Source organism: Clostridium sp. CTA-1 (genome assembly GCF_054768215.1).
In genome coordinates this window covers 36972-62626 of the sequence record NZ_BAAAAP010000010.1, presented here as the reverse complement: position 1 = coordinate 62626, position 25655 = coordinate 36972, and the positions used below count along the sequence as shown (strand labels likewise).

The window sequence follows — 25655 nt, the reverse complement described above, 5'->3', positions numbered from 1 at the left end:
GTTATGCTATTAAATAAAGATATAAAAAAGGTTTTAGTTATAGGTTCAGGTCCAATAGTTATAGGTCAAGCAGCAGAGTTTGACTATTCAGGAACACAAGCTTGTGAAGGACTAAAAGAAGAAGGAGTAGAGGTTGTACTTATAAATAGCAACCCTGCTACAATAATGACAGATAAAGAAGTTGCAGATAAAGTTTACTTGGAACCTTTAACAGTGGAATTTGTAGAAAAAGTTATAGCTAAGGAAAGACCAGATAGTCTTCTTGCAGGAATGGGAGGTCAAACTGGACTAAACTTAGCAGTAGAGCTTTATGATAAAGGAATATTAAAAAAATACGGAGTTACTGTAATAGGTACATCTATAGAATCCATAAAAGAAGGAGAAGATAGAGAGCTGTTCAGAAATATGATGAACAGAATAAATGAGCCTGTTATACAAAGTGAAATTGTAACTGATATGGAAAGTGGAAAAGCTTTTGCAAATAAAATAGGATATCCAGTTATAGTTAGACCAGCTTATACTTTAGGGGGAACTGGCGGCGGAATAGCTGAAAGTGAAGAAGAGTTAGATGAAATACTTACATTAGGTCTTCAACTAAGTTCTATAGGCCAGGTACTTTTAGAGAAAAGTGTTAAGGGTTGGAAAGAAATAGAATATGAAGTAATGAGAGATAGCAGAGGAAACTGTATAACTGTATGTAATATGGAGAATATAGATCCTGTAGGTATTCATACTGGAGATAGTATAGTTGTAGCACCAAGCCAAACCTTATCTGATAAAGAATATCAAATGCTTAGAAGTGCATCTATAAATATACTAAACTCAATAGGAATAAAGGGAGGATGTAATGTACAATTTGCATTAAATCCAAATTCCTTTGAATATGCAGTTATAGAAATAAACCCAAGGGTTAGTCGTTCCTCAGCATTAGCATCAAAGGCAACAGGATATCCAATAGCAAAGGTGGCTTCTAAAATAGCTTTAGGATATACTCTAGATGAGATAAAGAATGCAGTTACTCAAAAAACATATGCTTGTTTTGAACCTTCTTTAGATTATGTAGTAGTTAAAATTCCAAAATGGCCTTTTGATAAATTCCAAGGAGCAGATAGAGTTTTAGGTACAAAGATGATGGCTACAGGAGAAATAATGGCCATAGGAAGCAATTTTGAAGCTGCATTTTTAAAAGGAATACGTTCATTAGAAATAGGAAAGTATTCATTAGAGCATAAAAAGTTTAGAGAACTTAGCATGGAAGAATTAAAGACTAGAGTTATATCTCCAGATGATGAGCGAATATTTGCACTAGCTGAAATGCTTAGACGTGATTACAGAATGGATAAGGTAGCTGAAATAACAGGTATAGATAAATTCTTTATAAAAAAATTCAGATGGATAGTTGAAGAAGAACAAAGATTAAGACTTAGTAAAATAGATGATTTAGATAAAGAATGGTTCTATAAATTAAAGAAAAAAGGTTTTTCAGATAAAGGTATAGCTGATATGCTTAAGGTAAGCCCAGAAGATATATATAGACTTAGAAATATATGGGTAATAAATCCAGTTTATAAAATGGTTGATACTTGCGGTGGAGAATTTGAGGCCTTATCACCTTACTATTACTCAACTTATGATGTTTATGATGAAGTTGAAGTTAGTAAAAATAAAAAGGTAATAGTTATAGGTTCAGGGCCAATAAGAATAGGCCAGGGAATAGAGTTTGACTATGCTTCAGTACATTGTGTAAAAGCTCTTAAAAAATTGGGCATAGAAACAATAATAGTAAATAACAACCCTGAAACTGTTAGTACTGATTTCGATGTGTCCGATAAACTATATTTTGAACCTCTTACAGAAGAAGATGTATTGAATATAGTAGAAAAGGAAAAACCTAATGGTGTAATTCTACAGTTTGGAGGTCAAACAGCTATAAAACTTGCTAACTTCCTAAAAGAAAAGAATATACCAACCCTTGGAACTACTGCTGATCAAATTGATATGGCAGAAGATAGAGAAAAATTTAATGAACTATTAGAAAAGCTTCAAATAGCAAGACCTAAAGGTAAAGGTATTTGGTCTGTAGAGGATGGATTAGAAGAAGCCAAAAAGTTAGGATTCCCAGTGCTTGTAAGACCTTCTTATGTACTTGGAGGACAGGGAATGGAAATAACTCATGATGAAAAAGAACTTGTATACTATCTATCAAATGCTTTCCAAAAGGATAAGAAGAATCCAATACTTATAGATAAATACCTAATGGGAAGGGAAATAGAAGTAGATGCTATATCTGATGGAGAAGATGTTTTAATACCAGGTATAATGGAACATTTAGAAAGAGCAGGAGTACACTCGGGTGATAGTATAACTATGTATCCAACTCAAAATGTAGGCAAGGATATAAAAGAAGAAATACTTGAATATACTAAAAAGCTTGCATTAGGAATAGGCATAAAAGGTATGATAAATATACAGTTTATTGAGTTTGAAGGAAAGCTTTATGTAATAGAAGTTAATCCAAGAGCATCAAGAACAGTACCATATATAAGTAAAGTAAGTAAAGTTCCTATAGTAGACATAGCAACTAGAGTAATGCTAGGTGAAAAGTTAAGTGATTTAGGATATGGACTAGGCGTATATAAAGAGCCAGATCTAATCTCTGTAAAAGTTCCAGTATTTTCTACTCAGAAACTTCCAAAAGTTGAAGTATGTTTAGGACCTGAAATGAAGTCTACAGGAGAAGTTTTAGGTGTAGGAAAAACTTTAGAGGAAGCGTTGTATAAGGGATTTGTAGGAGCTAATATGTCTATTAAAAAGGAAAAAGGAACAATCCTTGCTACTATAAATGATCATGATAAGGAAGAATTTTTACCAATAGCAAAGAAACTTCACAGTTTAGGATATAAATTTATAGCAACTTCTAAAACAGCAGAACTTTTAAAGGAAGAAGGCATAGAAGTTAAACAAGTTAGAAAGCTTAAAGAAGAGTGTCCAAATATAATAGATACAATTAAAAATGGTGAAGTGGATTTAGTGGTTAACACTCCTACAAAAGGTAATGATTCAAAGAGAGATGGTTTCCACATAAGAAGAGCAGCTATTGAAAGAAATCTGGGAGTAATAACATCACTAGATACGTTAAAAGCTATAGTAGATATTAAATCTAAAGAGATAAAAGATGAAACTTTGTATATATTTGATCTTTCAAACTAATCTATATATATTACAATTATTTCAAAAAAATTATTACAAAGCAATTATATAAATTGTAATAAGATACACATTAATGTATAATTTAACTATATTGACAATAAAATCATTGAAAAAGTACTCTTAATAACATATAATGATAATATAATATCTATGTTTCATAGAAAATAATTAATATAAATATATACTCAATAAAAAAATTTACAAGTATATATGTCTAGAGCAATGAAATACAGTTCAAAAATTTTCTTATACTTTTTGAATTTATGTAATAATTTCTTTGGATTTATAATAAATAAAGTTTAGGGTCATTAATAAAAAGTACTAAATATATTTTTAAATTTTTATAGTACTGAAAGTACTGTATATGAATATAATATTTATGGTTATAAAATATTTATATTAATTAAGTTATTATGTTTATTTTTATATAATTTTTGTTATAATATATATTAGGTAAAATCTGCAGGCAAACTGAAAAGTACAGAACTTTAAAACCAAGTTTTTAAAAATTCTAATTAGAAAAGGCTCAGTGCTGAGAACACTAAGCCGATCCTAGAACGTTTTTAAGCAAAAGTCCAAATTTATTATTTGGTACAACTGCTTACCACTTTAATGGTGTTGTTTTAGGGCTATTGGATTTTTAAAATATAAATATGTTAAACAAGGGAAAAGGCACTAATCTTTGGAGGATGGGTGCTTTTTCTCTTTGCTATCAACTTCTATATCTAAACCAAGAAATCTAATCTTGATTTTTATAGTGGAAATAAAAAGATTGTGTTTCAATATTAAACTAATAATACAAACCACAAAAACTCCTTTTATTAAAAGTTCTAGCATATCCAATACCACCCCCTTAAGCTATGATGAAAAATCATCTATAGCCCAAGGTGGAAAACGTACAACCACCGTAGCCATCCACTTCTACGAAATTTGAATTTTTTTATAGTATACCATAATTTTACCACCTAGTATAGTCATAAGTAAACACTAATTAGGTTTTGTTATATCTCTATACTATAATTATATGCAAAAAAACTCATATAACTACAATGCTTTTTTAAAGTTTTTTCTAATATAATATTAATATATATTAAATACTTATTTCTATTAACGTTTTTATAATAAAAGTYATATTATTTTTAACAAAAAATTTATTTATATTTTTCTTCAATGTAATGTTATAATACATAGTATAATAATATGAATTACAATTCATTTAAATTAATACTTGATAATGTTAATATTAATTTAAATAAACTTTTACTTAATGATATAAATAATTTTACACACTAGGAGTGAGCTATATGAACACAAATACAATAGATTTAGGAAAAGGTAATATAGGAAAACTACTATTTAAACTAGCAGCACCGGCTATAATTGCACAGATAGTAAATGTACTTTATAACATAGTAGATAGAATATTTATAGGCAGAATGCCTAATGGTGAACTAGCTATGGCAGGAGTAGGAGTTGCCTTTCCTATCATTATGATAATTTCAGCCTTTAGTGCTCTTATAGGAATGGGTGGAGCACCACTTGCTGCTATTAAAATGGGTGAAAATAATAAGAGTGATGCTGAGAAAATAATGGGTAATAGTTTTTCTATGTTAGTCACATTGTCTATTATATTAACCATAGTATTTTTAATATTTAAAGAACCTATTCTTTGGAAGTTTGGAGCAAGTACTAGAACTATTACATTTGCTAAAGATTACTTAACCATATATCTTCTAGGAACATTATTTGTTTTAATAGCACTAGGAATGAATCCATTTATAAATACTCAGGGTTTTGCAAAAACAGGAATGATGACAGTAATGATTGGCGCTCTTATAAATATAATTTTAGATCCAATATTTATATTTGTATTAAATTTAGGGGTTAAAGGTGCTGCTATAGCTACTGTTACATCTCAATGTATATCTGCTATATGGGTATTATTTTTCCTATTTGGAAAGAAAAGTACAATTAAAATAAGAAAAAAATATTTAGTTCCAAATAAAAAAGTAATTTTTTCTATTATGGCTTTAGGAGTTTCTCCCTTTATAATGCAAGCTACAGAAAGCTTAGTACTTATATCTATGAATAGTAAATTACAGATTTATGGTGGTGATTTAGCAGTAGGAGCAATGACTATAATGAGTAGCATTATGCAAATATTATTTCTTCCCCTTATGGGATTAACTCAAGGTGCTCAACCTATTATAAGCTATAACTTTGGTGCAAAAAAAATAGAAAGAGTAAAAAAAACCTTTAAGTTATTAATAATATCTTGTATCTCCTATACAGTTATTATGTGGGGCTCTTTAATGTTATTTCCAAAAATATTTGTAAGCATATTCAATAACAAACCAGAACTTGTAACAATTACTTCTTGGAGTATAAAAATATACTTTGCAGGTATTGGTATATTTGGTGCACAAATAGCCTGTCAGCAAACATTTTTAGCATTAGGACAAGCAAAGTACTCCCTTATACTAGCTTTGCTTAGAAAAATAATATTATTAATACCACTTATATTTATACTTCCTTTATTCATGAAAGATAATTTATTTGCAGTATTATTGGCAGAACCTATAGCAGATGTAGTAGCTTCATTAGTAACTATTATGTGCTTTTCTTTGTTTTATAAAAGGACTTTAAATAATAAAGAACTATCTTATAAATAACTAAAATGGGATCTTCTTTTAATATGTTAAATTTAATCCTAATAAATAATTAAATTATTAATGTTAGTTCTATAGTTCTTATTTACAATGAAAAGCATGGTGATGTTAGAAAATGTTTAAAACTAATTTTTATTAAAAAATAAATAAAATTATTCTTATATACGGTAGGGTTAATATTTTAAGTAACAAAATATTATCCCTACCTAATTTTTATATCAGAAATAAAAATATAATTGTAGATATTAAATAACGACCAAAGGTAAAATCTACAATTATACAGTATAAGTACTAACCTTTTTATATTATTTTAAAAAGTGAGATATTATAGTAATTATCCATAAATGTATAGGATAAAAAGCATAAAACATATATTTTATGAACTTATTATTAAGTCCTCTTTGGCCATTATACATAAGAATAAGAGGAAGAGCAAAAATCATTAACCATTGGTAATTTAATACGAATAAATTCAAATAAGTTAGTCCTCCACCGCTAACCATAATAAATTCAAACAAAGAAATTGAAATATATCCAATAGATAATTTAATTTTATCCTCTCTAAAAAAGTAGAAAACTAAAGTCATTAATACTCCATCAAGAGATGCTTCTGTAAAAATAGCTAATATACCTACTATAATAGCTAGTGGAATACCAAATTTATAATTTTTACTTTTTCTGGTATAATCAATAACACACATCAAAAGTACTGATAATCCTAGAGATAAAAATATGTTATTTTGCAATGTTTCCTTTCCTGGTAGAGCATAATTTAATATTGAAGAACCTGCAAACATAATAGCTCCCCATCCGAATAATCTTCCTAAATATTTATTCTTATTTTTTGTATGAAAAAATCCTTCTGCCACAAAAAAGAAAAATATAGGGGCTACCAATCTACCAAGCCATCCAAACCATATTGGCGTATTATCAAAAGCTTTAGGCAAATGATCTAATACCATAAGTATCATTGCTATAATTTTCAATTTAAAACTATCTAATTTCATAATATAAATCCTCCTTTAAGTATTTCTTTTATGAATAAAATTATATATGGTTAAAACATATAGAGGAATTTATTTATATTACATAAACATTACAATAGTGTAATAAAAAACTCATTTAATTTTAATAAATCACTAATTAATAACTTTAAACAATATTATTATGTAACAATAAAAACTCTATTTATATTTTTATGTCATAATAAGTAATTCTTATTTATATAATTTATTGGAGCATATTTTTTATATTGCAATCAATAAATTCCTAGGAGGAGTAATGAATAATAGCTTTTGCCCATTAATTGAAAGAAAAGATACCACCTCAAAAATTCTTTGGAAAGAAGCTTTAGATTTAATTAATCATAGGAGAACTAAAAAAATAAATGCTATATGGTTGGAGGTTACAGGTTGCTCTGGAAATATAATTTCTCTTCTAAATGCAGAAAACCCAGGGCTTATTTATATATTAAAAAATATAGTTAACTTAACTTTTAATAATGCTTTAATGGGAGCCGAAGGAGAATTTGCCTATGAACAGTTTCTAAATACATTGAATACAGAATTTATATTATTAGTAGATGGAGCTGTATCCACTAAAGAAAATGGCTATTATAACATTATTGCTAATTATAAAGGGAAGCCAGTCACCGCATTAGAGGCAGTAAAGATGGCAGGCGAAAAAGCAAAATATGTAGTAACTGTAGGAACCTGTTCCTCTTATGGCGGTATTTCTGCGGCTAAGCCTAATCCTTCCGGTAGCAAAAGCGTAGAAGCTGTTATAAATAAAGAAGTAATAAAATTGCCGGGATGTCCTTGCCATCCTGATTGGGTAGTAGGTACTTTAGCCCATTTAGTAGCTTACGGTAAACCAGAATTAGATAATAAAGGGAGACCTATATTATTTTATGGTATAACCATTCATGATAGTTGTACAAGAAGAGGTTTTTTTGATAAAGGAATCTTTGCAAAAAAATTTGGAGAAGAAGGATGTATGTTTAAGTTAGGCTGTAGAGGACCTGTTACAAGAACAGATTGCCCGAGAAGAAAATGGAATGGCTATGTAAATTGGCCTATTGGAGACAACACAAATTGTATAGGCTGTGCCCAAGAAAGATTTCCAGATGGTATGGAACCCTTTGTTAGGTATTAATTTCTATAGTTTAAAAAGTAAAGTATATTAATTTTTAGTTTAAATTATTTATGCTTAAGGTAACTAACTAAATTTTAAATTATAAAAAGGGGAGGTCATTATGGGAAAGACTATCACTATTGATCCTATAACTAGGATTAGTGGATTTTTAGAAATAAAGGTAAAAGTAGAAGATAACATTATTGTAGATGGTGAAACCAGCGGATTATTATTTAGAGGTTTTGAAAAAATGTTAGAAGGAAGACCTCCTTTAGATGCTATATATTTTACTGAAAGAATATGTGGGATATGTTCTACTGCACATGCTATGACTTCTACTTTAGCTTTAGAAAATGCATTAAATATAACACCAAGTATAAATGATTTATATATAAGAGATATGATGCATGGATTTGAATTTATACAAAATCACCTAAGACAGTTTTATTGTTTTACTATACCCAGCTATGTAAATTTACCTAATATAAAGCCTATATATCCTCAGGAATATAGTGATTTTAGATTACCTAAAAAGCTTAATGAAAGAATAAGTTCTCATTATGAAGAAGGCATAAAGTATAGTAGATTAGCCCATGAAGCCTTAGCTGTATTAGGAGGTAAAGCACCTCATACTCATGGTATCTTTGTAGGAGGAGTTACTGTAAATATAGATTCTTACAAATTAACAAAAATACAATCCATATTAAAGGCAATAAAAGAGTTTGTAAATACCTATATGCTAGAGGATATGAATATAATTGCTAAGTATTACTCTGACTATTTTAACCTTGGAAAAACCTATGGGAATTTTATGAGTTTTGGTGTATTTGATAACTATGAGGACAAAAATATAAGTTATGTAAAACCAGGAGTAATAATAAATAATAAATCAGAAAATTTTGACAGAAATAAAATAACAGAAAATATTCGTTATGCTTGGTATGTAAGTGACACTATAACAGAAAATCCAATTATGGATAATGAGTATACTGTAGATTTAAAGAAAGAAGGAGCTTATAGTTTTGTAAAGGCGCCTAGATATGATGGTTTACCTATGGAAGTAGGCCCTCTAGCTAGATTAAAAATTGCTGGAGAATATACTGGTGGTAATTCCTCTATGGATAGAAATATAGCCCGTGTTCTAGAAACTAAAAAAATAATAGATATACTATCTAATATATCAGAAAAAATTCAATTAATACTTAATAATCAATCTGTATATAATATCCCAGATAATGCTTTTGGAGAAGGTCTTATAGATACTACTAGAGGTTCCTTATCACACTTTATAAAAATAGAAAATAAAACCATCAAATACTATAACATTATAACTCCTACAGCCTGGAATATATCTCCTAAGGATTCAAATGGTACAAGAGGTGTGGGAGAAAAATCCTTAATAGGTTCAAAAATAAATAATGTAGAAAAGCCCGTAGAAATAGGTAGAATAATCCGCTCTTTTGATCCCTGCATTTCCTGTGCCACCCATTTAATAAGTAATAATAATGAACCAATTAAAGTGGAGGTTTTAGTATAGCTATTAAAGTTATTGCTATAGGAAATGTTTTAATGGGTGATGATGGTATAGCCATAGACATAGCTAAAAATATACATGGATTTTTAAAAGAAAATAATATAGAAGTTATAATAGGAGAAACGGATTTTGAGTATTGTCTTTCAAATATAGAAGGTGATGATTTTTTGTTTATACTAGACGCAGGGTATTACGGTAAAAAGGTAGGAGATATAACAATTTTACCACTAGATACTTATACTTCACACAAAAAGGGATATACTCAACACAGCTATAGTTTTATAGATTTAGTTAAACTTTATTATAAAGAAACTAAGGGATATATTTTAGCTATTGAAGTTTCTAACATAGATTATACTTTAGAAATCAGTAAGGAACTTAAAGCTAATATGAATAAAATTTCTAATGAAGTAATATCTATAATTAGAAAGAAAATAAAATATCTGATTTTATAATAATGGAAAATGTAAGTATTAGCAGTAATATAAATAAAATAATAAGTATATTTTAGTAAGACTTTGAAAATTTTTGTTTGAATAATCGTTTAATAGTAGTGTTAAGGAGTAAAAAATGAAATGTAATGATTGTGTATTCTTAAAGCTTTCTAGCTATCGTCATAGAATATCTTATTATAGTCAAATGCTATTTTTTAGCTCAAACTTATCAGAAATAAAATTTTATACAGATTTAATAGAGAAAGAATTAATTGAGCTAAAAAAACTAACAAAACATTGTGAGGACAGCTTCAAAATATCAGAAAATAACAGGTTTTATTATAATAATTTTTCATATGATTTAAAAGCGAATAAAATTACACTCCAAAATAGAACTAGCGAAGGTAACAATATGGAAAGACAAAAGGAATTTACATTAGAAGAATTAAAAAAATATGATGGAAGTAATGGAAAACCAGCTTATGTAGCAGTGAATGGTATTGTATATGATGTAAGTTCTGAAGCTACTTGGGGTGGTGGAACTCATTTTGGACTTTATTCTGGAAAAGATTTAAGTAGTGAATTTTTAGGATGTCATAAAGGTATGATAGAAATCTTAAATAAAATACCTAAAGTAGGTATCCTTAGATTTCTGTAAAATTTGATTATGAATAATATTTTTTATTGATAATTATATAAAAAAATAAGATATAAGTTTGATGTTATAAAGAAAAAGGCTGACTATATATTTTTAATATGTAGCCTATGTACAAAGTAAATAAAATAAAGTCTTGTGTGGTAAGATACACGAAATATTGGGGAAAGGGAGTAAAAAGATGCATGATACTTTTTTAATAGATAGAATATGGGTTAAGGTACAAGAACTATGCAAAGAAAACGAAATGGAGAAACTCACCAAATTAGTAGTGACAGTAAATAATAACAGTCATGTGAATAAAGAAAATCTATATGATCATATAACAAAGTGCAATAGTGAATTAATAGATGAAAATATAGAAATTGTTGTAGAAAGACAACCTATAGATGAACAAACAGCTATTATTGAATCCTTAGAAGGTGATGTATCTGAATCATATAGATAAAGTTAATAATAAAAGACGATATTTAATAAAAATAGAAGGTATAGTACAAGGGGTGGGCTTTAGACCTTTTGTATATAATAAAGCAAAGGAGTTTCATTTAAAAGGATATGTGAAAAATAAGGGCAGTATGTTAGAAATAGATTTAGAGGGACATAAAGAAAATATTAAAAATTTCTTATTAGAAGTAGTTAAAAATCCTCCGATTATGTCTAAAATAGAAAACTTGAAATGTAAATTTTTGAAACCTATTAATTATAGGGACTTTATCATCAAAGAAAGTTCTAGTGAAAAAAATGCAGCAAATTTTATAAGTCCAGATATAGCCCTTTGTCAAAACTGTATAAAAGAATTAAATTTAAGTACTAATAAAAGATATGAACATCCTTTTATTAATTGTACAGATTGCGGACCTAGATACTCTATTATAAAATCTTTGCCCTATGATAGAGAAAGTACAACTATGAAAAATTTTACTATGTGTAATAGTTGCAGACAAGAATATGATATTCCAGACAATAGACGATTTCATGCAGAGCCTAATTGTTGTAATTTATGTGGTCCTTCCTTAATATTATTGAATAATAAAAAACAAGTTATATGTACTAATAAAGCAAAAGAATATATAAATAATGGTGATTATAATAAAAAGAAAATTTATAACAATTATATAAATCTAGCTAATTTAAGTTATAAAAGACATCCCATTTATACTGCTGTAGAATTAATAAAAAAGGGATACATTGTAGCTGTAAAAGGTATAGGGGGATTTCATTTAGTTTGTAATGGTAAAAATAAAAAGGCTATAGAGAATTTAAGAATAAGAAAAAAAAGACCTCATAAACCTTTAGCTATAATGTGTAAGGATTTAAAAACCGTAAAAGAATTATGTTATATATCTAAATTAGAAGAACAGATTTTAAAAGGCAATAAAAAACCTATTTTAATTTTAAAGAAAAAAAGTACAAATATATTGCCAGATAACATAGCTCCTTTAAATAAATATATAGGAGTTATGCTGCCTTATAGCCCGCTCCATTATTTACTATTTAAAGAAGGTTTAGATGTAATAATAGCTACTAGTGGCAATATAAGTGGAATACCTATGGAATATAAAAACTGTGAGGCTATAGAAAATTTAAAAATTGTAGCAGATTATTTTTTAATCCATAATAGAGATATTCATACTCCTGTTGATGATTCTGTAGTAAAAGTTATAAATAATAAAGAAAGTTTAATTAGAATAGGTCGTGGTTATGCTCCTTATACTTTAAATATAGAAAGTAAAAACGAATTATTGGCAAAGGGTACAGAAGAAAAAAACACCTTTTGCCTTTCTAAAAAGGGATATGTGTACATGAGTCAATATATAGGAGACTTAAAAAATCTAGATTGTTATAGTAGACATTTAAATACTATAAAACATTTAAAGGCTTTGTTAGATATAAATCCTAAAATAGCTGTTGAAGATTTACATCCAAATTTTAATACTAATTGTGAAAATAAAAGCTATAATAAAACCATTAAAGTTCAACATCATCATGCTCATATGGTAAGTTGTATGGTAGAGCACTCATTATTTGATAGGGTTATAGCTGTTATATTTGATGGTACAGGCTTTGGTAAGGATAATAGTATATGGGGAGGAGAATTCTTAGTAGGTGACAGAACCTATTTTGAAAGAGTTGGTCATCTAAAAAAAGTTAAGATACAGGGTGGAGATAAATCCATAAAAGAACCTTGGAGGTGTGCTTTAAGTTACTTGCATTCTATAAATTATAAAAATAGTTCTATTATTAAAAACATAGAAGAAGAAAAAATTGAAATAGTAAAAAAAGCTTTATTCAATAATATAAATTGCTATACATCTTCTAGTATGGGAAGATTTTTTGATGCAGTAGCTTCATTAGCAGGTATAAGAAATATCATAAGTTATGATGGTCAAGCTCCTATAGAATTAGAAAATATAATAGATGAATCTGTATCCCTTTATTATGATTATAGCATCAACAAAATAGATAATGTTTTAGAAATAGATTATAAAAATATACTTTTAGGAATAATTACAGATTTAGAAGAAAACAAAGATCTAACTACTATATCCTCAAAATTTCATAATACAGTTATTAATTTTACCTGTGATTTGGTATGTAAAATAAAAAAAAGTTATAAACTTAAATATAAATTAGATAAAGTTGTTTTAAGCGGAGGAGTTTTTCAAAACAATTACTTATTAAAAGGTATATACAATAAATTAAAGGATAATGGGTTTAAGGTATTTTTTAATGAAAAAGTTCCTATAAATGATGAAGGAATAAGCCTTGGTCAATTAGCTATTGGTGACTCTATTATAGAAAGGGAGAGAAGAAATGTGCATTGCAATACCAGGGAAAATTATAAGTATTGATAGAGATTATGCTATAACAAATACCATGGGTGTAGAAATTGAAGTAAATATAAAACTTATAGAAAACCCTTGTATAAATGACTATGTTTTAATTCATGCAGGTTGTGCTATAGAAAAAATAGATTATGAGTACTTTTCTTATTTAGAACATATTATAGGAGAAGCTTTAAGGAGTAATTCAAATGGATACTAACAAATTAATGGATGAAATTATAAGAAAAATAAAAGATTTAAATATAAGGCCTCTAAAAATAATGGAGGTGTGTGGTAGTCATACTGATATCATAGGTAAATTAGGCCTAAGAGATATTTTATACCCTAAGGTAAAATTCATATCTGGTCCTGGATGCCCTGTATGTGTAACGGATGAAAGTTATATAAATGCAGCTTTAGAACTTTTAAATAAGAAAAATATATTAATAACTACCTTTGGAGATTTAGTAAGAGTTAAAGGCAGTAGTAATAGTTTGATGGATAAAAAAATAGATCATAATAATATAAAAATTGTATACTCACCCTTAGAAGCTATTAAAATGGCAAAAGAAAATAAATCTTTAGAAGTAGTTTTTCTAGCAGTGGGCTTTGAAACTACCGCCCCCTTAATAGCCTTATCAGTAAAAAAAGCTAAACATGAAAAAATAGAAAATATAAGCTTTTTATTAGGTTTAAAAACAATGAAACCCATATTAGAGCATATATTTAAAGATAAAAATCATGATATAGATGGATTAATTTGTCCAGGCCATGTAGCTTCTATTAAAGGAGCTAATTATTTTAGTTTTATAAGAGATACATATAATATTCCAGCAGCAATATCAGGATTTCAACCCTTAGATATTTTAAGTTCTATATATTTTATTATAAATGGTAATATGAAAAATGAAAAAACTTTTATAAATTTATATAAGACCTGTGTAAAAGAAGAAGGAAATAAAATTGCTAATGAACTTATAGATGAAGTTTTTTCCCCTGAGGATTCAAACTGGAGAGGTATAGGATTAATTAAAAACTCTGCTTTAGGTTTAAAGCATATATATAGTGACTATGATGCTTTAAAAAAATTCAATATAAAAATTGAACAGTATAAAAAATCTTCTAGCTGTATATGTGGTGAAATTATATTAGGTAAAAAATCTCCTAAGGAATGTACCTTGTTTTCTAAAGAATGTACTCCACGAGACTCAAGGGGTCCCTGTATGGTATCTAAAGAGGGCGCTTGTTCTATATTTTATAAATATAATAATTTTAAATTTTGAAAAACATTAAATTATAAACTAAAAATTTATTTTAAATGCTTTTCAAAGATACTGAGCCTATTAAAATATGTAATTGTAAGATACAAGGAGGAAATATAGATTGGATGAATTTATTACATTAAGTCACGGGCATGGTGGAAAGTATACCCATGAACTTATAGAAAAGATTATGTATAAACATTTTAGTAATGAAACTCTCATAAAAGGTATAGATTCTGGAATTTTTAATATAGAAAAAAGTAAGTTAGCCTTCACTACAGATTCCTTTGTGGTAAAGCCCTTATTTTTCACTGGAGGAGATATAGGAAAATTAGCAGTATGTGGTACTGTAAATGATCTATCTGTATCTGGGGCTAAACCTCTTTATTTAAGTTGTTCTTTTATAATAGAAGAGGGATTTCCTATAAAGAAACTAGAACTTATAGTAGAATCTATGGGAAACACAGCTAAAGAAGTTGGAGTTTTAATAGTAACAGGGGATACTAAAGTAGTAGAAAAAGGGGATGTAGACCAAATTTTTATAAATACTGCAGGCATAGGAATTATAGAAGGGCAATATGCTATTAAAAATATTGAAAAGGGTGATAAAGTTATAGTTACAGGAAACATAGGGGATCATGGAACAACTATAGCTTTAGACAGGTATAATTTAAATATAAAAGCAGATTTAAAAAGCGATTGTACAGCAGTTAATACTATAACCAATAATTTAAAAGAATATTATCCTTATATAAAAATAATGAAAGATCCCACTAGAGGAGGAGTTGCAACAACTTTAAATGAAATAGCAACATTAACTAATCATTTAGGTATATGTATTTGGGAAGATAAAATACCTATAAAAAGAGAAGTAAGAGCAATAAATGAGATGTTAGGCTTAGATCCTTTATACATGGCCTGTGAGGGAAGAATAATTATGGTAGTGGAAGACCAATATGCAGAGGATATGTTAAAAATCATAAAAGAAATAGATGATTGTGAAAATGCAAAAATAATAGGTACTTTTGTGGAAAAGCCATACAATATAGTATATGTAGAAAATTTTTTAGGTGGTACACGAATAATAAATATGTTAGAAGGAGATATGCTTCCAAGAATATGTTAAATTTATTGAAATTAATCCCTAGTTAATTAATGAATAAATTTTAATAGTTCTTAATTTAAGGTAATTAAAAATTGGCTTAATTTCTTACAGGATATAAGAAATTAAGCCAAGGATAACGCCTCCACCGGTTAGAAAACTTTTAAATTAGATAAATTAATCTTCATTCGAGGATTCTACTACTCTTTTTAAATTAGTTAAAGTTATTTTGGTTTCTGCAGTAGTTTCTCCCAAAAGGCTAGCGATTTCTTGAGCTACTCTCATCTGTTTCTCTATTACTTCTTCTGCTGCACTAAAAGAACTTTCTTTAAGTGTTTTTAGTTTCTCTTTACTTTTCTCTTTTTCTGTTATATCAGTTAAAGATAGAAGAAAAATGTTTTGCTTTTCTATAAAAATAATACTTTCTATAAATACTAGCCCATAATTATTAATAGTAATTTTTTTACCTAAAATGTTATTTTTACTTTCTTTAACTTTAATAAAATCTTCTTCACTTATCAGGAAGTTTATAGATTTATTTTTAACTAGGTTTTTCTCTAACATAAAGGTTTTTTCAGCTGCAGGGTTTATTTCTATTATATTCAGTTGATAATCTACCGTTATTATACAATTGACTGTATTCTCAAAAATTATATTGGATATATTTTCAGCCTTACTTCTCATAAAATGAAGACACATCTCAGGTTCTGCCATACCTTTTAAAATAGCATTGGCTTTATCTATACAAGTATTATATCCACAAACCCCACAATTTAGTTCATCTTCTTTACTATATTTCCCCATGGTTTTTAATATATTTTTAATTTTTTCTTCATGTTGTATTTCTTTATTTATAGATTTATCTACAAAATCTCTATGAAAGTTTAAGTTGAAATTTTTTAGAACATTTTGTTTATCTGTTTTGTTCTCGGAAGATTTTATATAATTCTGTCTATTTTCAATATAATTTTGAACCTTTTCTAACTTATTATAATATTCATGATTATTAGTTATAACTTCAGGACCGCCTATACAACTACCTACACAAGCACTAGCTTCTATAAAAGAATTTTTTATATATCCCTTTTTCATACTTTCAAAAATATCTATGCAAGCATATACTCCATCTACGTAAAAAGATTTTATATTTTTATTCTTTAACTCATCCTTAAAATTACTAATAATACCTCCAGCAATAGGATAATAACTACCTAATTCTAAAGATCTATTATCAAACTCTAAAGGCTCTAACTTTTCCATACTTATATTATGTTCTTTCAATAAATTCAAATACTCTTCATAGGTTAAAACAGCATCTATACTATTTTCAAAATTATAATTTTCATGTTCCGCTTTTTTAGCAGTACAGGGTCCTATAAATAATGTAAATGAATCTTCACCATAGATTGTTTTCAATATTTTACCATGGCAAGCCATAGGGGACATAAAAGGAAGCATATATTTCACTAACTCTGGATAATATTTTTCAACAAGAAGATTTACAGAAGGACAAGCTGTTGTAATATAATAATCTTGTTTATTTTCTTTTATAAAGCTTTTATATAGCTTAGTAGTCATATCTGCTCCTAAAGCAGTTTCTTCTGCGTATTTTATACCTAAGGCTTTTAGTGAAGCTACTATTTTCCCATAGGATACATTAAAATTCCCCATAAAAGAAGGTGCAATTGATGCTATTATTTTTTTATTTCCATTTAGAGCTTTTTTTACTTTATCTAGGTAATTAACGACTTTTCTAGCATTTTGAGGACATACTAAAACACAACGACTACATAATATACATCTTTCTATTTCTATTTTTGCTTGATGATTTTTAAATTTTATGGCCTTTACAGGACAACTTCTTAAGCATTTATAACAATTTTTACAATTAGCTTTTTTAAAATTTATATAATCCATAGTTTTCCTCCTAACTAAAGGAAATATTTAAGATAGATGAATTTACTATACTATATTCAGGGTAACCTTAGTGATAACTGTTTTAACCCTAGTATATATAAGTTATATTCCATTTACAGTAACATTTTTACCTAGTTTTCTCATATGTTCTGATAGTTCTTCCACTAATTTTAATTTAATACTTAAGTCTACAGGTAAATTTGGATTCTGATGAGCAGGATTCATAGCACTACCAACCCATATATTTAAATGAGTACATTCCATTAATACTTTAACCAACAAAGAAGCTGCATCCTTACCTAATATTAATTTATTTTCCTCTATTTTATGAAAAGGATTAGAATAACTTTTTATTATATCTAATGCGCGACTTAATGTAAGCACTCCTTCTGTAATTAAATCTATGCCCTCCATAGTAGCTGTAGGGGGAAGATCAGTATTTATAAGTTCTAGATTTACTTTTAACTCTCTATTTAACTCTCTTTGAAGTATATTAGCTGCAGTTCCTCCACAAATTACTTTTTTACCCTTAGCTTTCATTAATTGTTCTATAACATATTTATCTTTAGATTTATCTTTAGGAGGGCCTGTAAATAAATCTACATAGGCTGGCTTTTTTATACCTATAGAAACTACCGTTGTATCATCTCCGGGTTTCCCAGCATAAAGATCAAAGCATACTTCTAATAGATCTTTTGCAATAAATTGAGCAGATATATTTTGATGAGATCTTCTTTCTAAATAGTCTTTAACATTTCCCCATTGCCAACCTAGATTAAGTATTTCACCTAGTCCAGCATGAATAACTCCGTCACTTACTACAGTAAGCAAATCACCGGGTTTTAATTTTATATTACTTTCTAAAACTCTTTTAGAATCTATTATTATTTCTTTTTTAGGGAAGTCTAAATATTTATTATTTCTTATAATAAATATTGGAGGGCTATCATATTCTGCAATATAAGCATCTCCATTATTATATATTTTTATTAAAGTGAAAGTGGAGTAGGCTATGTTTCTTACTTTACATATAGGTAAAGTATTTACTATAGTATCTACTGTATCATATAAATTAGCACCTTCTTTAAGCATAGTGGCTGCTATTTTAGATGTTAAGGTAGATAGTATATTAGCTTTAACTCCACTGCCTAACCCATCTGCTAATACTATTATAGTGCAATCTGAAAGCCGTACAATTTCTACCATATCTCCACATAATTCTTCACCATATTTATTTAAACTATGAGAAGCTACCTCTACAAACAAACTCATTCTATATCACTTTTATCTCCTTCCACTACTTGTTTTAATTTAGTTAAAGTAATCTTAGTTTCTGCAGTAGTTTCACCGAGAAGACTAGCTATTTCTTGAGCTACTCTCATTTGCTTTTCTATTACCTTTTGAGCTGTATCTATGGTTTGTTCTTTTACTTTTAATAGTTCTTTCTTATTTTCTTCTTCTTTTGTAATATCCATCATAGATACCAAAACTATATCTTGTTTTGGCATATAAACTATAGTTTTAATAAAAATTACATTGTATTTATAATAATGTACCTTTTTACCTATAATGCTTTTCCCTGTTTCTCTAACATATCTAAAATCCTCATCATTAATTAATAGGGATATAGGTTTGTCCTTTATATCTTTGGCTTTCATCATAAAAGCTTTTTCAGCAGCAGGATTTATTTCTTTTACATTCATGTTTTCATCTAGAATAAAAATGCAATTAACTGTATTTTCGAAAATTACATTAGTCAAATTTTCAGCTTTATTTCTCATAAAATGAAGACACATATTGGTTTCTGCCATTCCTTCATAAATAGCCTGTGCTTTCTCTATGCAAGTATTATAACCACATACTCCACAATTAAGTTCATCTTCCTTTGTATGTTTTCCCATACTTTTCATTATTTTTAAGATTTCTTTTTGTGAAGCTTCTTTTTTTTCAAAACGTCTATCTAAAAAAGGGGTTGAAAAATCAATGTTATCTGGTACAGAAAGTAATCTTATTGTATTACTAGTCTCTCTATTTTTTATATAATTTTTAACTTTATTTAATCTTGTATAGTAAGAAACTTCATTTTTTACCATGTTAGGTCCTCCTACACAATTTCCTCTACAGGCAGTAATTTCTAAAAATGTATTAGATATTTCACCTATTTCCATGCTTTTTAATACTTGAATAGATTCCTCAATACCGCTTATTGACATTGATATTAAGTTATTATTTTCTATTACATTTTCCATAGAATTTATTATTCCACCACTTAAAGTAAAAGAACGGATTTTCTTATAAGCATTTCTATCAAATTCTCCTATAGGCATAGAATTTAAATCTATATTCCACTCTTTAAACCAGGTCTTCAATTCATCAAAATTTATAACAGCATCTACAACTTTTTCTTTTTTATAAATATCTGATTCTGTCTTTTTAGCTATACAAGGGCCTATAAATACTACAAAAGCATCCTTATCCCAAATTTCCTTTAATATTTTCCCATGAGCTGTCATGGAAGAGGAAATAGGTATCATATATTTTATAAGAGAAGGGAAATACTTTTCTATTAAATTTACAATAGAAGGGCATGAGCTTGTAATATAATTATTTAATTTAGTTGTTTCTATATAATCCTTATATAGTTCAGTAACAATTTCTCCACCAAGGGCTGTTTCCTCTACATAAGAAAATCCTAATCCTCTTAAGGCAGAAACTATCTTGCCTTCCTCCACATTAAATACTCCTGCAAATACTGAAGAAACACTAGCCACAACTTTCTTCCCAGACTTTATAGCTTCTTTTACATGTTTTATATCCGGTTTATCCTTTTTAGCATTTTGAGGGCAAATCACAAGACATCTTCCACAGGATATACATCTTTCTTCAACTATTTCAGCTTTTTCATTTTTAAATTTAATGGCTTTTACTGGGCAGGCTCTTAAACATTTATAACAGTTTTTGCAGTTTAAACCGGATATATCTATATAATTCATTACTCTGTCCCCCTCAATACCACATTGTTAAAAAATTCTTCAGCATTTTCTTCATTTACAGAATAAATTTTATCTCCAACATTTACAGAAACACCTTCAGTACAATGACCTAAACAAAAAGAACCCTTTATTTCCACTTTGTCTTTCAAATTGTTTTTCTCTATAAAATTTTGGAGTAAAGTGATAACTTTATAAGAACCCTTTAAATGACAAGCACTTCCCACACAAATGTTTATTGTTAACATAAAAATAACCACCCTCTATAAATTGTCTGTATATTTATAATAATTTTACAATAAAAAAATAAAAAATAATATAGTAATTTAATTAATAAAATATTATAATATATTTACATAATTATAAAAAAGGAGATAATATATGGGAAAATATATTAGCACTATAATTATAACTATAATATTTTCTATTATAATTCTATTATATGGTAGTGCTTTCCTAATACCTATATTTGGTATAGGCAACAGTATGGCTAAACTTTTATTAATTATTATAGTTTTGCCTTTCATAGCTTTAGTTGGAGCATTAATATACAATATGTATGAAAGAATTAAAGAAATCAAGGAGGACAACAAAGATGATATTAGTAAATACTGATTATATCACGGGAAAGGAAGTAGAAACTTTATCCATAGTTAAAGGATCTATTGTATGGTCTAAAAATGTAGGTAAAGATATATTAAGTGGTCTTAAAACTTTAGTAGGAGGAGAGATTGTAAGTTATACTGAAATGATGAATGAAGCTAGATCTAAAGCTACTAAAAGAATGGTAAAGGAAGCAGAGGCTCTAGGTGCAGATGGAATTTTAAATATAAGATATGCTACAAGTAACATAATGCAAGGTGCTGCAGAGGTTATAGCTTATGGTACTGCTGTAAAATTTAAATAATATATTCATTATAGTAGATTACATATCCCTTTATATTAATTATTTTATACTTACTATTTAGCATAATTTCACAGTAATAAATTGTTTTTATCTTAAATTTAGTTCTATAATATAAATTTATAGATGATAGTTAAACTATTAAATTCTACTATACTTATGGAATTATTTTCTTTAATAAACTAAAATGGTAATGTATTTACAATTTATTAAATTTATATAGGGGGATTCTAATATGAAAAAGAAAATTATAGCCGTATTATTATCAGTAGTAGCATTATTTTCTTTCGTATTTGTAGGCTGTAGCAAAGGTACATCTAACACTGCTGATACAAAAGAAGAAACTAAGCAAGAAACTAAAAAAGATGATAAGAAGGATGAAGCATCTAAAGAATATAATTACATAAAAGCAGATGAATTAAAATCAAAAATTGAGAAAAAAGAAAAAATTATAATCTTAGATATTCAAGTGAAAGACCAATTTGATAAGCATCATATAAAAGGTGCTATAGAAACTAACGCTTATCCAGTTAAAACTGATGAAGATAAAGCAAAACTTGATAAAGTTATGGACAAACTTACATCTTCAGAAGATCCAATAGCTATTATATGTCCAAAAGGAAAAGGTGGAGCAGAAAAAACTTATAACTATCTAAAAGAAAAAGGAATAAAAGAAGATAGACTACTTATACTAGAAAAAGGACAAGCTGGTTGGACACATGAAGATCTATTAGAAAAATAAAATAGTATAAAATGCCACAAGGGATATATTCCTTGTGGCATTTCTATTTTTAGATATAATATGATAAATATTTTTAAATAACAATTATTATATTAACTTAAATAAGAATATATAAGTTTTAAAAATTTCTTTACTTAAATACGTTTATTAAAATATAATAATGAATACAAGTAACTATATATAATTCAAAGTAAAGGTGGGGTACAATGAACTTAAGATTAGCTAAGGAAAAAGATTTAAATTTTATAATGAAAATGCTAACAATTGTAAAAAAGCATATGCTAGAAAACGATAATGATCAATGGGATGGAGAATATCCAGATATGGAGACCTTAAGAAGGGATATAATAAATGAAGATTTATATACTATAATAGAAGAAAATAACTGTATGGCTATTATAGCAATAAATAAAGATCAAGCTCCTGAATATAAAAATGTTCATTGGAAACTAGATGATAAATCTCCTTTGGTAGTACATAGATTAGCAGTGAACCCAAAATTTCAAGGAAATGGTGTAGCTAAAGCCATTATGAGCTTTGTAGATGAAAAGGCTAAAGAACAAAATTGTAGATCTATAAGATTAGATACCTATTCAAAAAATAAGGTGGCAATAAACCTTTATGAGAGATTAGGTTATTCCATAGTAGGAGAAGTTTATTTTAGAGATAAAGAAAATCCATTCAAATGTTTTGAAAAAATTGTAGAGAATCTATAATGATGACTTTGGTAATAAAATCTATGTTATTTATAATAATTTACAAAATCATGCAAACTCTTTAAATTGGTTCAACTAAAATTTAGATAAGATAAATCCTTTCTAAATTTTAGTTGAACTTTATTTATATACTAAATTCTATATTGATTACTTATAGTTAAAGTTTATATTATAAAAATTCGCTATAATATATAATTAAAGTAAAAAAATGAAGTATAATGTTAAATATATGAATAAATTATAAAATATTATAGAAATAGGGGGATTTTTATATGTCAGAAAATCCAAGACAAATGGTAGAACATCTACAAAAGGGGGCAGGAGAATTAGCGTCCTCTAGTCCACAAGAAATGAAAGCTCTAACTAATTTTGTACAATCAGTATTTAAAGAAGGTGCCTTAGATTTAAAAACAAAGGAAGCTATTGCTATAGCCATATCTGTTTATAGTAGATGCCCTTACTGTATATCAGCTCATGTTAAAAATGCTTTAGATGCAGGATTAACTAGAGAACAAATAATAGAAGCTGGAACAGTAGCAATGGCTTTCGGTGGTGGTCCAGCTATGGCTTATAGTTCTACAATATTAGTTGACGCTTTAAATGAATTAGAAAAATAAAGTATTTGTTTGAAAATAACTATATATAAGCTTTCCTAAATTATAAAACTTATTTTATAATTAAAAGGTTATAACTTCTAGAATATGATATTCTAAAAGTTATAACCTTTTAATTTAATCTTTAGTATAATCATTCTAATTTTCATCTTTCAATATTTTTAAAAAATCTAAAGATTTATCAGAAAGTCCTGCAATTACTAGCATATCTCCTTCCAAAATCAGAGAATTACCATCTGGAAGTATTTCTTTTTCATCTCTAATAATTAAAAATATTCTAGAACCTTGAGGGATATTTAAATCTTTCAAAGGTTTATTAAATATTTTTTTATTGGTTGGAACTACTTCTCTTACACAAATTTTATTGGTATTAGATTCTATAGTTTTTTCTAAATCATCATATTTCATAACTTTATCAAATATAAAAGGAAACAACATACAGGATACTACAGCAGTTAAAATCAAAGCTGAGTAACCTTCCTGAGGAATTAATTTTAAATTAAAAGCAATTTGAGCTCCAACTATAAGTATACTTAATTGACTAGATAAAATAATTGATGAAGATAATGCTTTATTAGTATTAAACTTATATTTTAATACTAAAGAAGGAACAAATTTAATTACATAAATTATTAGTATAAGTAAAGGAATTGATATTAAACTTTTAGGATTTTGAAATATAGTAGTTATATCTAAATTTACTCCTACCATTATGAAAAATATAGGAATCAAAAAACCATAACCTATAATATCTAATTTATATTTTAAATCTTCCTCATGGCTTTTGTCTGTCAATAATGTAAATATAACTCCGGCTAAAAATGAGCCTAAAGCTATTTCAGTACCAGTTTTATTTGATATAGTAACCAAAGTTAATATTAACGCAAAGGCTGCCCTTACTTCTAAATGAGTATTATTAGTTGCCAAAGTAGCAAAATCATATTTTCCTTGTAATTTACTTAATACTCTATAAATTAAAAATGAAACTATAATAACTATTAAAAATAAAAAGCTTTTATAACTTAATCCATAGGTTAACTTAGAAGATATAATAGTCATAGCAATTAAGCTTACAAACTCTCCTATAAGTGAAAATATTAATAGTATTTGCCCAAACTCTGTTTTTAATATACCTTTTTGCTTTAAGAATGGTACTAAAAATCCAGGAGCTGCTGCAGAAAATAAAAAAGTCATAAAAATAGAATTTTTAATAAGTCCTAAAGAATATAAAAATTTACATATAACAAAAGAAACTACTATAGATAATAAAGACATTATAAGACAAATAATTATATTATTTACTCCTTTACTATCTTTACTAACTTTTATACTATGAACATCAATTTCTAAACCACTTAAAAACATTAAGTAGGCTAATCCTAAATTAGATAAAAATTGTATCCAAGGGTCTATTTGTATTAAATTTAAAAAGCTTTTTCCAATTATAATACCTACAAAAAGTTCTCCCACTACAAAGGGAACCTTATATTTTTTTAAAGCATTTATAAAAAGTGGAGTTATAAATGCAAGCAAAGAAAGTATCAGTAATGAGTCATAATTAATATGTTCCAATTGAAAATCTCTCCTTTAAAATAATTATTAGTCACATATAAAATTAGAATTTATTAATTATAACACATTAATTTTAGAATTTAAATATTTTGAAATTTAAAAATATTATTTAATATTTAATTTAATTCAACTTTTTTATTAAAATATGTATTTAATTATCATTAAGTTCCTATAGATAATATGCATAATAATTATTAGTAAATAATAAAATATAAACTATACACTATATATTTCATAAAATGCTTCTTAGGTTCTGGTGGAATCTCCTTAGAAGAACTACTTTTCCTCATATGAAACATATAAACAAAAAACTTTAACAAATTAAAAATAAAAGGATTTTTATTTTTAATTGTAGAATATATTAAAATATGCTTAA

General features: G+C 27.2%; 23 protein-coding genes. 16 read left to right on the top strand and 7 right to left on the bottom strand.

The features are described from left to right. Nucleotides 1-3: 3 nt before the first annotated feature. Nucleotides 4-3210: a carbamoyl-phosphate synthase large subunit gene (gene carB / locus ACYUEW_RS10205; protein ID WP_460276692.1), complete on the top strand. Its 3207-nt coding sequence runs from the start codon at nt 4-6 to the stop codon at nt 3208-3210. A gap of 675 nt (nt 3211-3885) precedes the next feature. Here the strand turns inward: carB and ACYUEW_RS10200 are convergent. After that, entirely contained in the window at nt 3886-4047 is a 162-nt protein-coding gene (locus ACYUEW_RS10200) for a hypothetical protein (protein ID WP_460276717.1), read from the bottom strand. A gap of 467 nt (nt 4048-4514) precedes the next feature. Between ACYUEW_RS10200 and ACYUEW_RS10195 the strand changes: the two genes are divergently transcribed. Continuing rightward, the gene (locus ACYUEW_RS10195; RefSeq protein WP_460276691.1) at nt 4515-5882 is read left to right on the top strand and encodes an MATE family efflux transporter; all 1368 of its coding nucleotides are present in this window, start codon (nt 4515-4517) and stop codon (nt 5880-5882) included. Nucleotides 5883-6184: 302 nt separating this feature from the next. Here the strand turns inward: ACYUEW_RS10195 and ACYUEW_RS10190 are convergent, their stop codons facing one another. Then, complete coding sequence (locus tag ACYUEW_RS10190) at nt 6185-6886, bottom strand: TraX family protein (RefSeq protein ID WP_207130623.1); 702 nt, start codon at nt 6884-6886, stop codon at nt 6185-6187. 274 nt (nt 6887-7160) lie between these two features. Between ACYUEW_RS10190 and ACYUEW_RS10185 the strand changes: the two genes are divergently transcribed. From ACYUEW_RS10185 to hypE, 9 genes are all read left to right on the top strand, one after another. Further along, nucleotides 7161-8033, top strand: a complete 873-nt coding sequence (locus ACYUEW_RS10185) for a hydrogenase small subunit (protein ID WP_030035105.1) — start codon at nt 7161-7163, stop codon at nt 8031-8033. Nucleotides 8034-8133: 100 nt separating this feature from the next. Beyond that, nucleotides 8134-9549: a nickel-dependent hydrogenase large subunit gene (locus ACYUEW_RS10180; RefSeq protein ID WP_265203983.1), complete on the top strand. Its 1416-nt coding sequence runs from the start codon at nt 8134-8136 to the stop codon at nt 9547-9549. Between the two features lie 17 nt (nt 9550-9566). Then, a complete protein-coding gene (locus ACYUEW_RS10175; RefSeq protein ID WP_265202580.1) occupies nt 9567-10001 on the top strand; it encodes a hydrogenase maturation protease in 435 nt (144 codons plus the stop codon). A gap of 115 nt (nt 10002-10116) precedes the next feature. Continuing rightward, nucleotides 10117-10638 carry a cytochrome b5 domain-containing protein gene (locus ACYUEW_RS10170; protein WP_460276690.1) on the top strand — a complete coding sequence of 174 codons (522 nt, stop codon included), beginning with the start codon at nt 10117-10119 and terminating at the stop codon, nt 10636-10638. 178 nt (nt 10639-10816) lie between these two features. Next, a complete protein-coding gene (locus ACYUEW_RS10165) occupies nt 10817-11083 on the top strand; it encodes a hypothetical protein (RefSeq protein ID WP_042385002.1) in 267 nt (88 codons plus the stop codon). Next, complete coding sequence (hypF, locus tag ACYUEW_RS10160; RefSeq protein ID WP_460276689.1) at nt 11061-13487, top strand: carbamoyltransferase HypF; 2427 nt, start codon at nt 11061-11063, stop codon at nt 13485-13487. The genes ACYUEW_RS10165 and hypF overlap by 23 nt, the downstream gene beginning before the upstream one ends. Further along, nucleotides 13450-13680 carry a HypC/HybG/HupF family hydrogenase formation chaperone gene (locus ACYUEW_RS10155; RefSeq protein ID WP_460276688.1) on the top strand — a complete coding sequence of 77 codons (231 nt, stop codon included), beginning with the start codon at nt 13450-13452 and terminating at the stop codon, nt 13678-13680. Before hypF ends, ACYUEW_RS10155 begins: the two co-directional genes overlap by 38 nt. Continuing rightward, on the top strand, nt 13670-14743 hold the full coding sequence (gene hypD / locus ACYUEW_RS10150; protein ID WP_265203981.1) for a hydrogenase formation protein HypD: 1074 nt from the start codon (nt 13670-13672) through the stop codon (nt 14741-14743). The genes ACYUEW_RS10155 and hypD overlap by 11 nt, the downstream gene beginning before the upstream one ends. A gap of 100 nt (nt 14744-14843) precedes the next feature. Beyond that, nucleotides 14844-15848 (top strand): hydrogenase expression/formation protein HypE, encoded by a 1005-nt coding sequence (gene hypE, locus ACYUEW_RS10145; protein WP_003485967.1) that lies wholly within the window; start codon nt 14844-14846, stop codon nt 15846-15848. Nucleotides 15849-16001: 153 nt separating this feature from the next. Here hypE and ACYUEW_RS10140 read toward each other — a convergent pair whose 3' ends face one another. The 4 genes from ACYUEW_RS10140 to ACYUEW_RS10125 form a co-directional block, all read right to left on the bottom strand. Continuing rightward, entirely contained in the window at nt 16002-17741 is a 1740-nt protein-coding gene (locus tag ACYUEW_RS10140) for a [Fe-Fe] hydrogenase large subunit C-terminal domain-containing protein (RefSeq protein WP_003485971.1), read from the bottom strand. 102 nt (nt 17742-17843) lie between these two features. Then, nucleotides 17844-19013, bottom strand: coding sequence for a SpoIIE family protein phosphatase (locus ACYUEW_RS10135; RefSeq protein ID WP_043031918.1), 1170 nt, complete (start codon nt 19011-19013; stop codon nt 17844-17846). Next, a complete protein-coding gene (locus tag ACYUEW_RS10130; protein WP_460276687.1) occupies nt 19010-20734 on the bottom strand; it encodes a [Fe-Fe] hydrogenase large subunit C-terminal domain-containing protein in 1725 nt (574 codons plus the stop codon). The genes ACYUEW_RS10135 and ACYUEW_RS10130 overlap by 4 nt, the downstream gene beginning before the upstream one ends. After that, a complete protein-coding gene (locus ACYUEW_RS10125) occupies nt 20734-20979 on the bottom strand; it encodes a (2Fe-2S) ferredoxin domain-containing protein (protein ID WP_003485976.1) in 246 nt (81 codons plus the stop codon). Before ACYUEW_RS10125 ends, ACYUEW_RS10130 begins: the two co-directional genes overlap by 1 nt. Nucleotides 20980-21112: 133 nt before the next feature. On the opposite strand from ACYUEW_RS10125, the gene ACYUEW_RS10120 reads away from it, so the two are divergent. The 5 genes from ACYUEW_RS10120 (at nt 21113) to ACYUEW_RS10100 (ending at nt 23710) form a co-directional block, all read left to right on the top strand. Beyond that, a complete protein-coding gene (locus ACYUEW_RS10120; RefSeq protein ID WP_043031917.1) occupies nt 21113-21346 on the top strand; it encodes a hypothetical protein in 234 nt (77 codons plus the stop codon). Then, complete coding sequence (locus tag ACYUEW_RS10115) at nt 21327-21638, top strand: YbjQ family protein (RefSeq protein ID WP_003485980.1); 312 nt, start codon at nt 21327-21329, stop codon at nt 21636-21638. Before ACYUEW_RS10120 ends, ACYUEW_RS10115 begins: the two co-directional genes overlap by 20 nt. Before the next feature lie 232 nt (nt 21639-21870). Continuing rightward, the gene (locus ACYUEW_RS10110) at nt 21871-22377 is read left to right on the top strand and encodes a rhodanese-like domain-containing protein (protein WP_043031916.1); all 507 of its coding nucleotides are present in this window, start codon (nt 21871-21873) and stop codon (nt 22375-22377) included. A gap of 206 nt (nt 22378-22583) precedes the next feature. Further along, on the top strand, nt 22584-23093 hold the full coding sequence (locus tag ACYUEW_RS10105; RefSeq protein ID WP_043031915.1) for a GNAT family N-acetyltransferase: 510 nt from the start codon (nt 22584-22586) through the stop codon (nt 23091-23093). A 272-nt stretch (nt 23094-23365) separates the two neighbouring features. Further along, nucleotides 23366-23710, top strand: a complete 345-nt coding sequence (locus ACYUEW_RS10100) for a carboxymuconolactone decarboxylase family protein (RefSeq protein WP_460276686.1) — start codon at nt 23366-23368, stop codon at nt 23708-23710. Between the two features lie 135 nt (nt 23711-23845). On the opposite strand, the gene ACYUEW_RS10095 is transcribed toward ACYUEW_RS10100, so the two are convergent. Continuing rightward, nucleotides 23846-25279, bottom strand: a complete 1434-nt coding sequence (locus ACYUEW_RS10095) for a cation:proton antiporter (protein WP_043031914.1) — start codon at nt 25277-25279, stop codon at nt 23846-23848. Between the last annotated feature and the right edge of the window lie 376 nt (nt 25280-25655).

Excerpts from the sequence above, each read along its gene's own strand:
- ACYUEW_RS10115 (WP_003485980.1), top strand. The coding sequence starts at position 21,327 with ATGATATTAGTAAATACTGATTATATCACGGGAAAGGAAGTAGAAACT.
- ACYUEW_RS10130 (WP_460276687.1), bottom strand. The coding sequence starts at position 20,734 with ATGAATTATATAGATATATCCGGTTTAAACTGCAAAAACTGTTATAAA.
- carB (WP_460276692.1), top strand. The coding sequence starts at position 4 with ATGCTATTAAATAAAGATATAAAAAAGGTTTTAGTTATAGGTTCAGGT.
- ACYUEW_RS10140 (WP_003485971.1), bottom strand. The coding sequence starts at position 17,741 with ATGGATTATATAAATTTTAAAAAAGCTAATTGTAAAAATTGTTATAAA.
- ACYUEW_RS10200 (WP_460276717.1), bottom strand. The coding sequence starts at position 4,047 with ATGCTAGAACTTTTAATAAAAGGAGTTTTTGTGGTTTGTATTATTAGT.
- ACYUEW_RS10105 (WP_043031915.1), top strand. The coding sequence starts at position 22,584 with ATGAACTTAAGATTAGCTAAGGAAAAAGATTTAAATTTTATAATGAAA.
- ACYUEW_RS10125 (WP_003485976.1), bottom strand. The coding sequence starts at position 20,979 with ATGTTAACAATAAACATTTGTGTGGGAAGTGCTTGTCATTTAAAGGGT.
- ACYUEW_RS10155 (WP_460276688.1), top strand. The coding sequence starts at position 13,450 with ATGTGCATTGCAATACCAGGGAAAATTATAAGTATTGATAGAGATTAT.
- ACYUEW_RS10100 (WP_460276686.1), top strand. The coding sequence starts at position 23,366 with ATGTCAGAAAATCCAAGACAAATGGTAGAACATCTACAAAAGGGGGCA.
- ACYUEW_RS10165 (WP_042385002.1), top strand. The coding sequence starts at position 10,817 with ATGCATGATACTTTTTTAATAGATAGAATATGGGTTAAGGTACAAGAA.
- ACYUEW_RS10110 (WP_043031916.1), top strand. The coding sequence starts at position 21,871 with ATGAAAAAGAAAATTATAGCCGTATTATTATCAGTAGTAGCATTATTT.
- ACYUEW_RS10180 (WP_265203983.1), top strand. The coding sequence starts at position 8,134 with ATGGGAAAGACTATCACTATTGATCCTATAACTAGGATTAGTGGATTT.
- ACYUEW_RS10135 (WP_043031918.1), bottom strand. The coding sequence starts at position 19,013 with ATGAGTTTGTTTGTAGAGGTAGCTTCTCATAGTTTAAATAAATATGGT.
- ACYUEW_RS10195 (WP_460276691.1), top strand. The coding sequence starts at position 4,515 with ATGAACACAAATACAATAGATTTAGGAAAAGGTAATATAGGAAAACTA.
- ACYUEW_RS10185 (WP_030035105.1), top strand. The coding sequence starts at position 7,161 with ATGAATAATAGCTTTTGCCCATTAATTGAAAGAAAAGATACCACCTCA.
- hypD (WP_265203981.1), top strand. The coding sequence starts at position 13,670 with ATGGATACTAACAAATTAATGGATGAAATTATAAGAAAAATAAAAGAT.
- ACYUEW_RS10120 (WP_043031917.1), top strand. The coding sequence starts at position 21,113 with ATGGGAAAATATATTAGCACTATAATTATAACTATAATATTTTCTATT.
- ACYUEW_RS10170 (WP_460276690.1), top strand. The coding sequence starts at position 10,117 with ATGAAATGTAATGATTGTGTATTCTTAAAGCTTTCTAGCTATCGTCAT.
- hypF (WP_460276689.1), top strand. The coding sequence starts at position 11,061 with ATGTATCTGAATCATATAGATAAAGTTAATAATAAAAGACGATATTTA.
- ACYUEW_RS10190 (WP_207130623.1), bottom strand. The coding sequence starts at position 6,886 with ATGAAATTAGATAGTTTTAAATTGAAAATTATAGCAATGATACTTATG.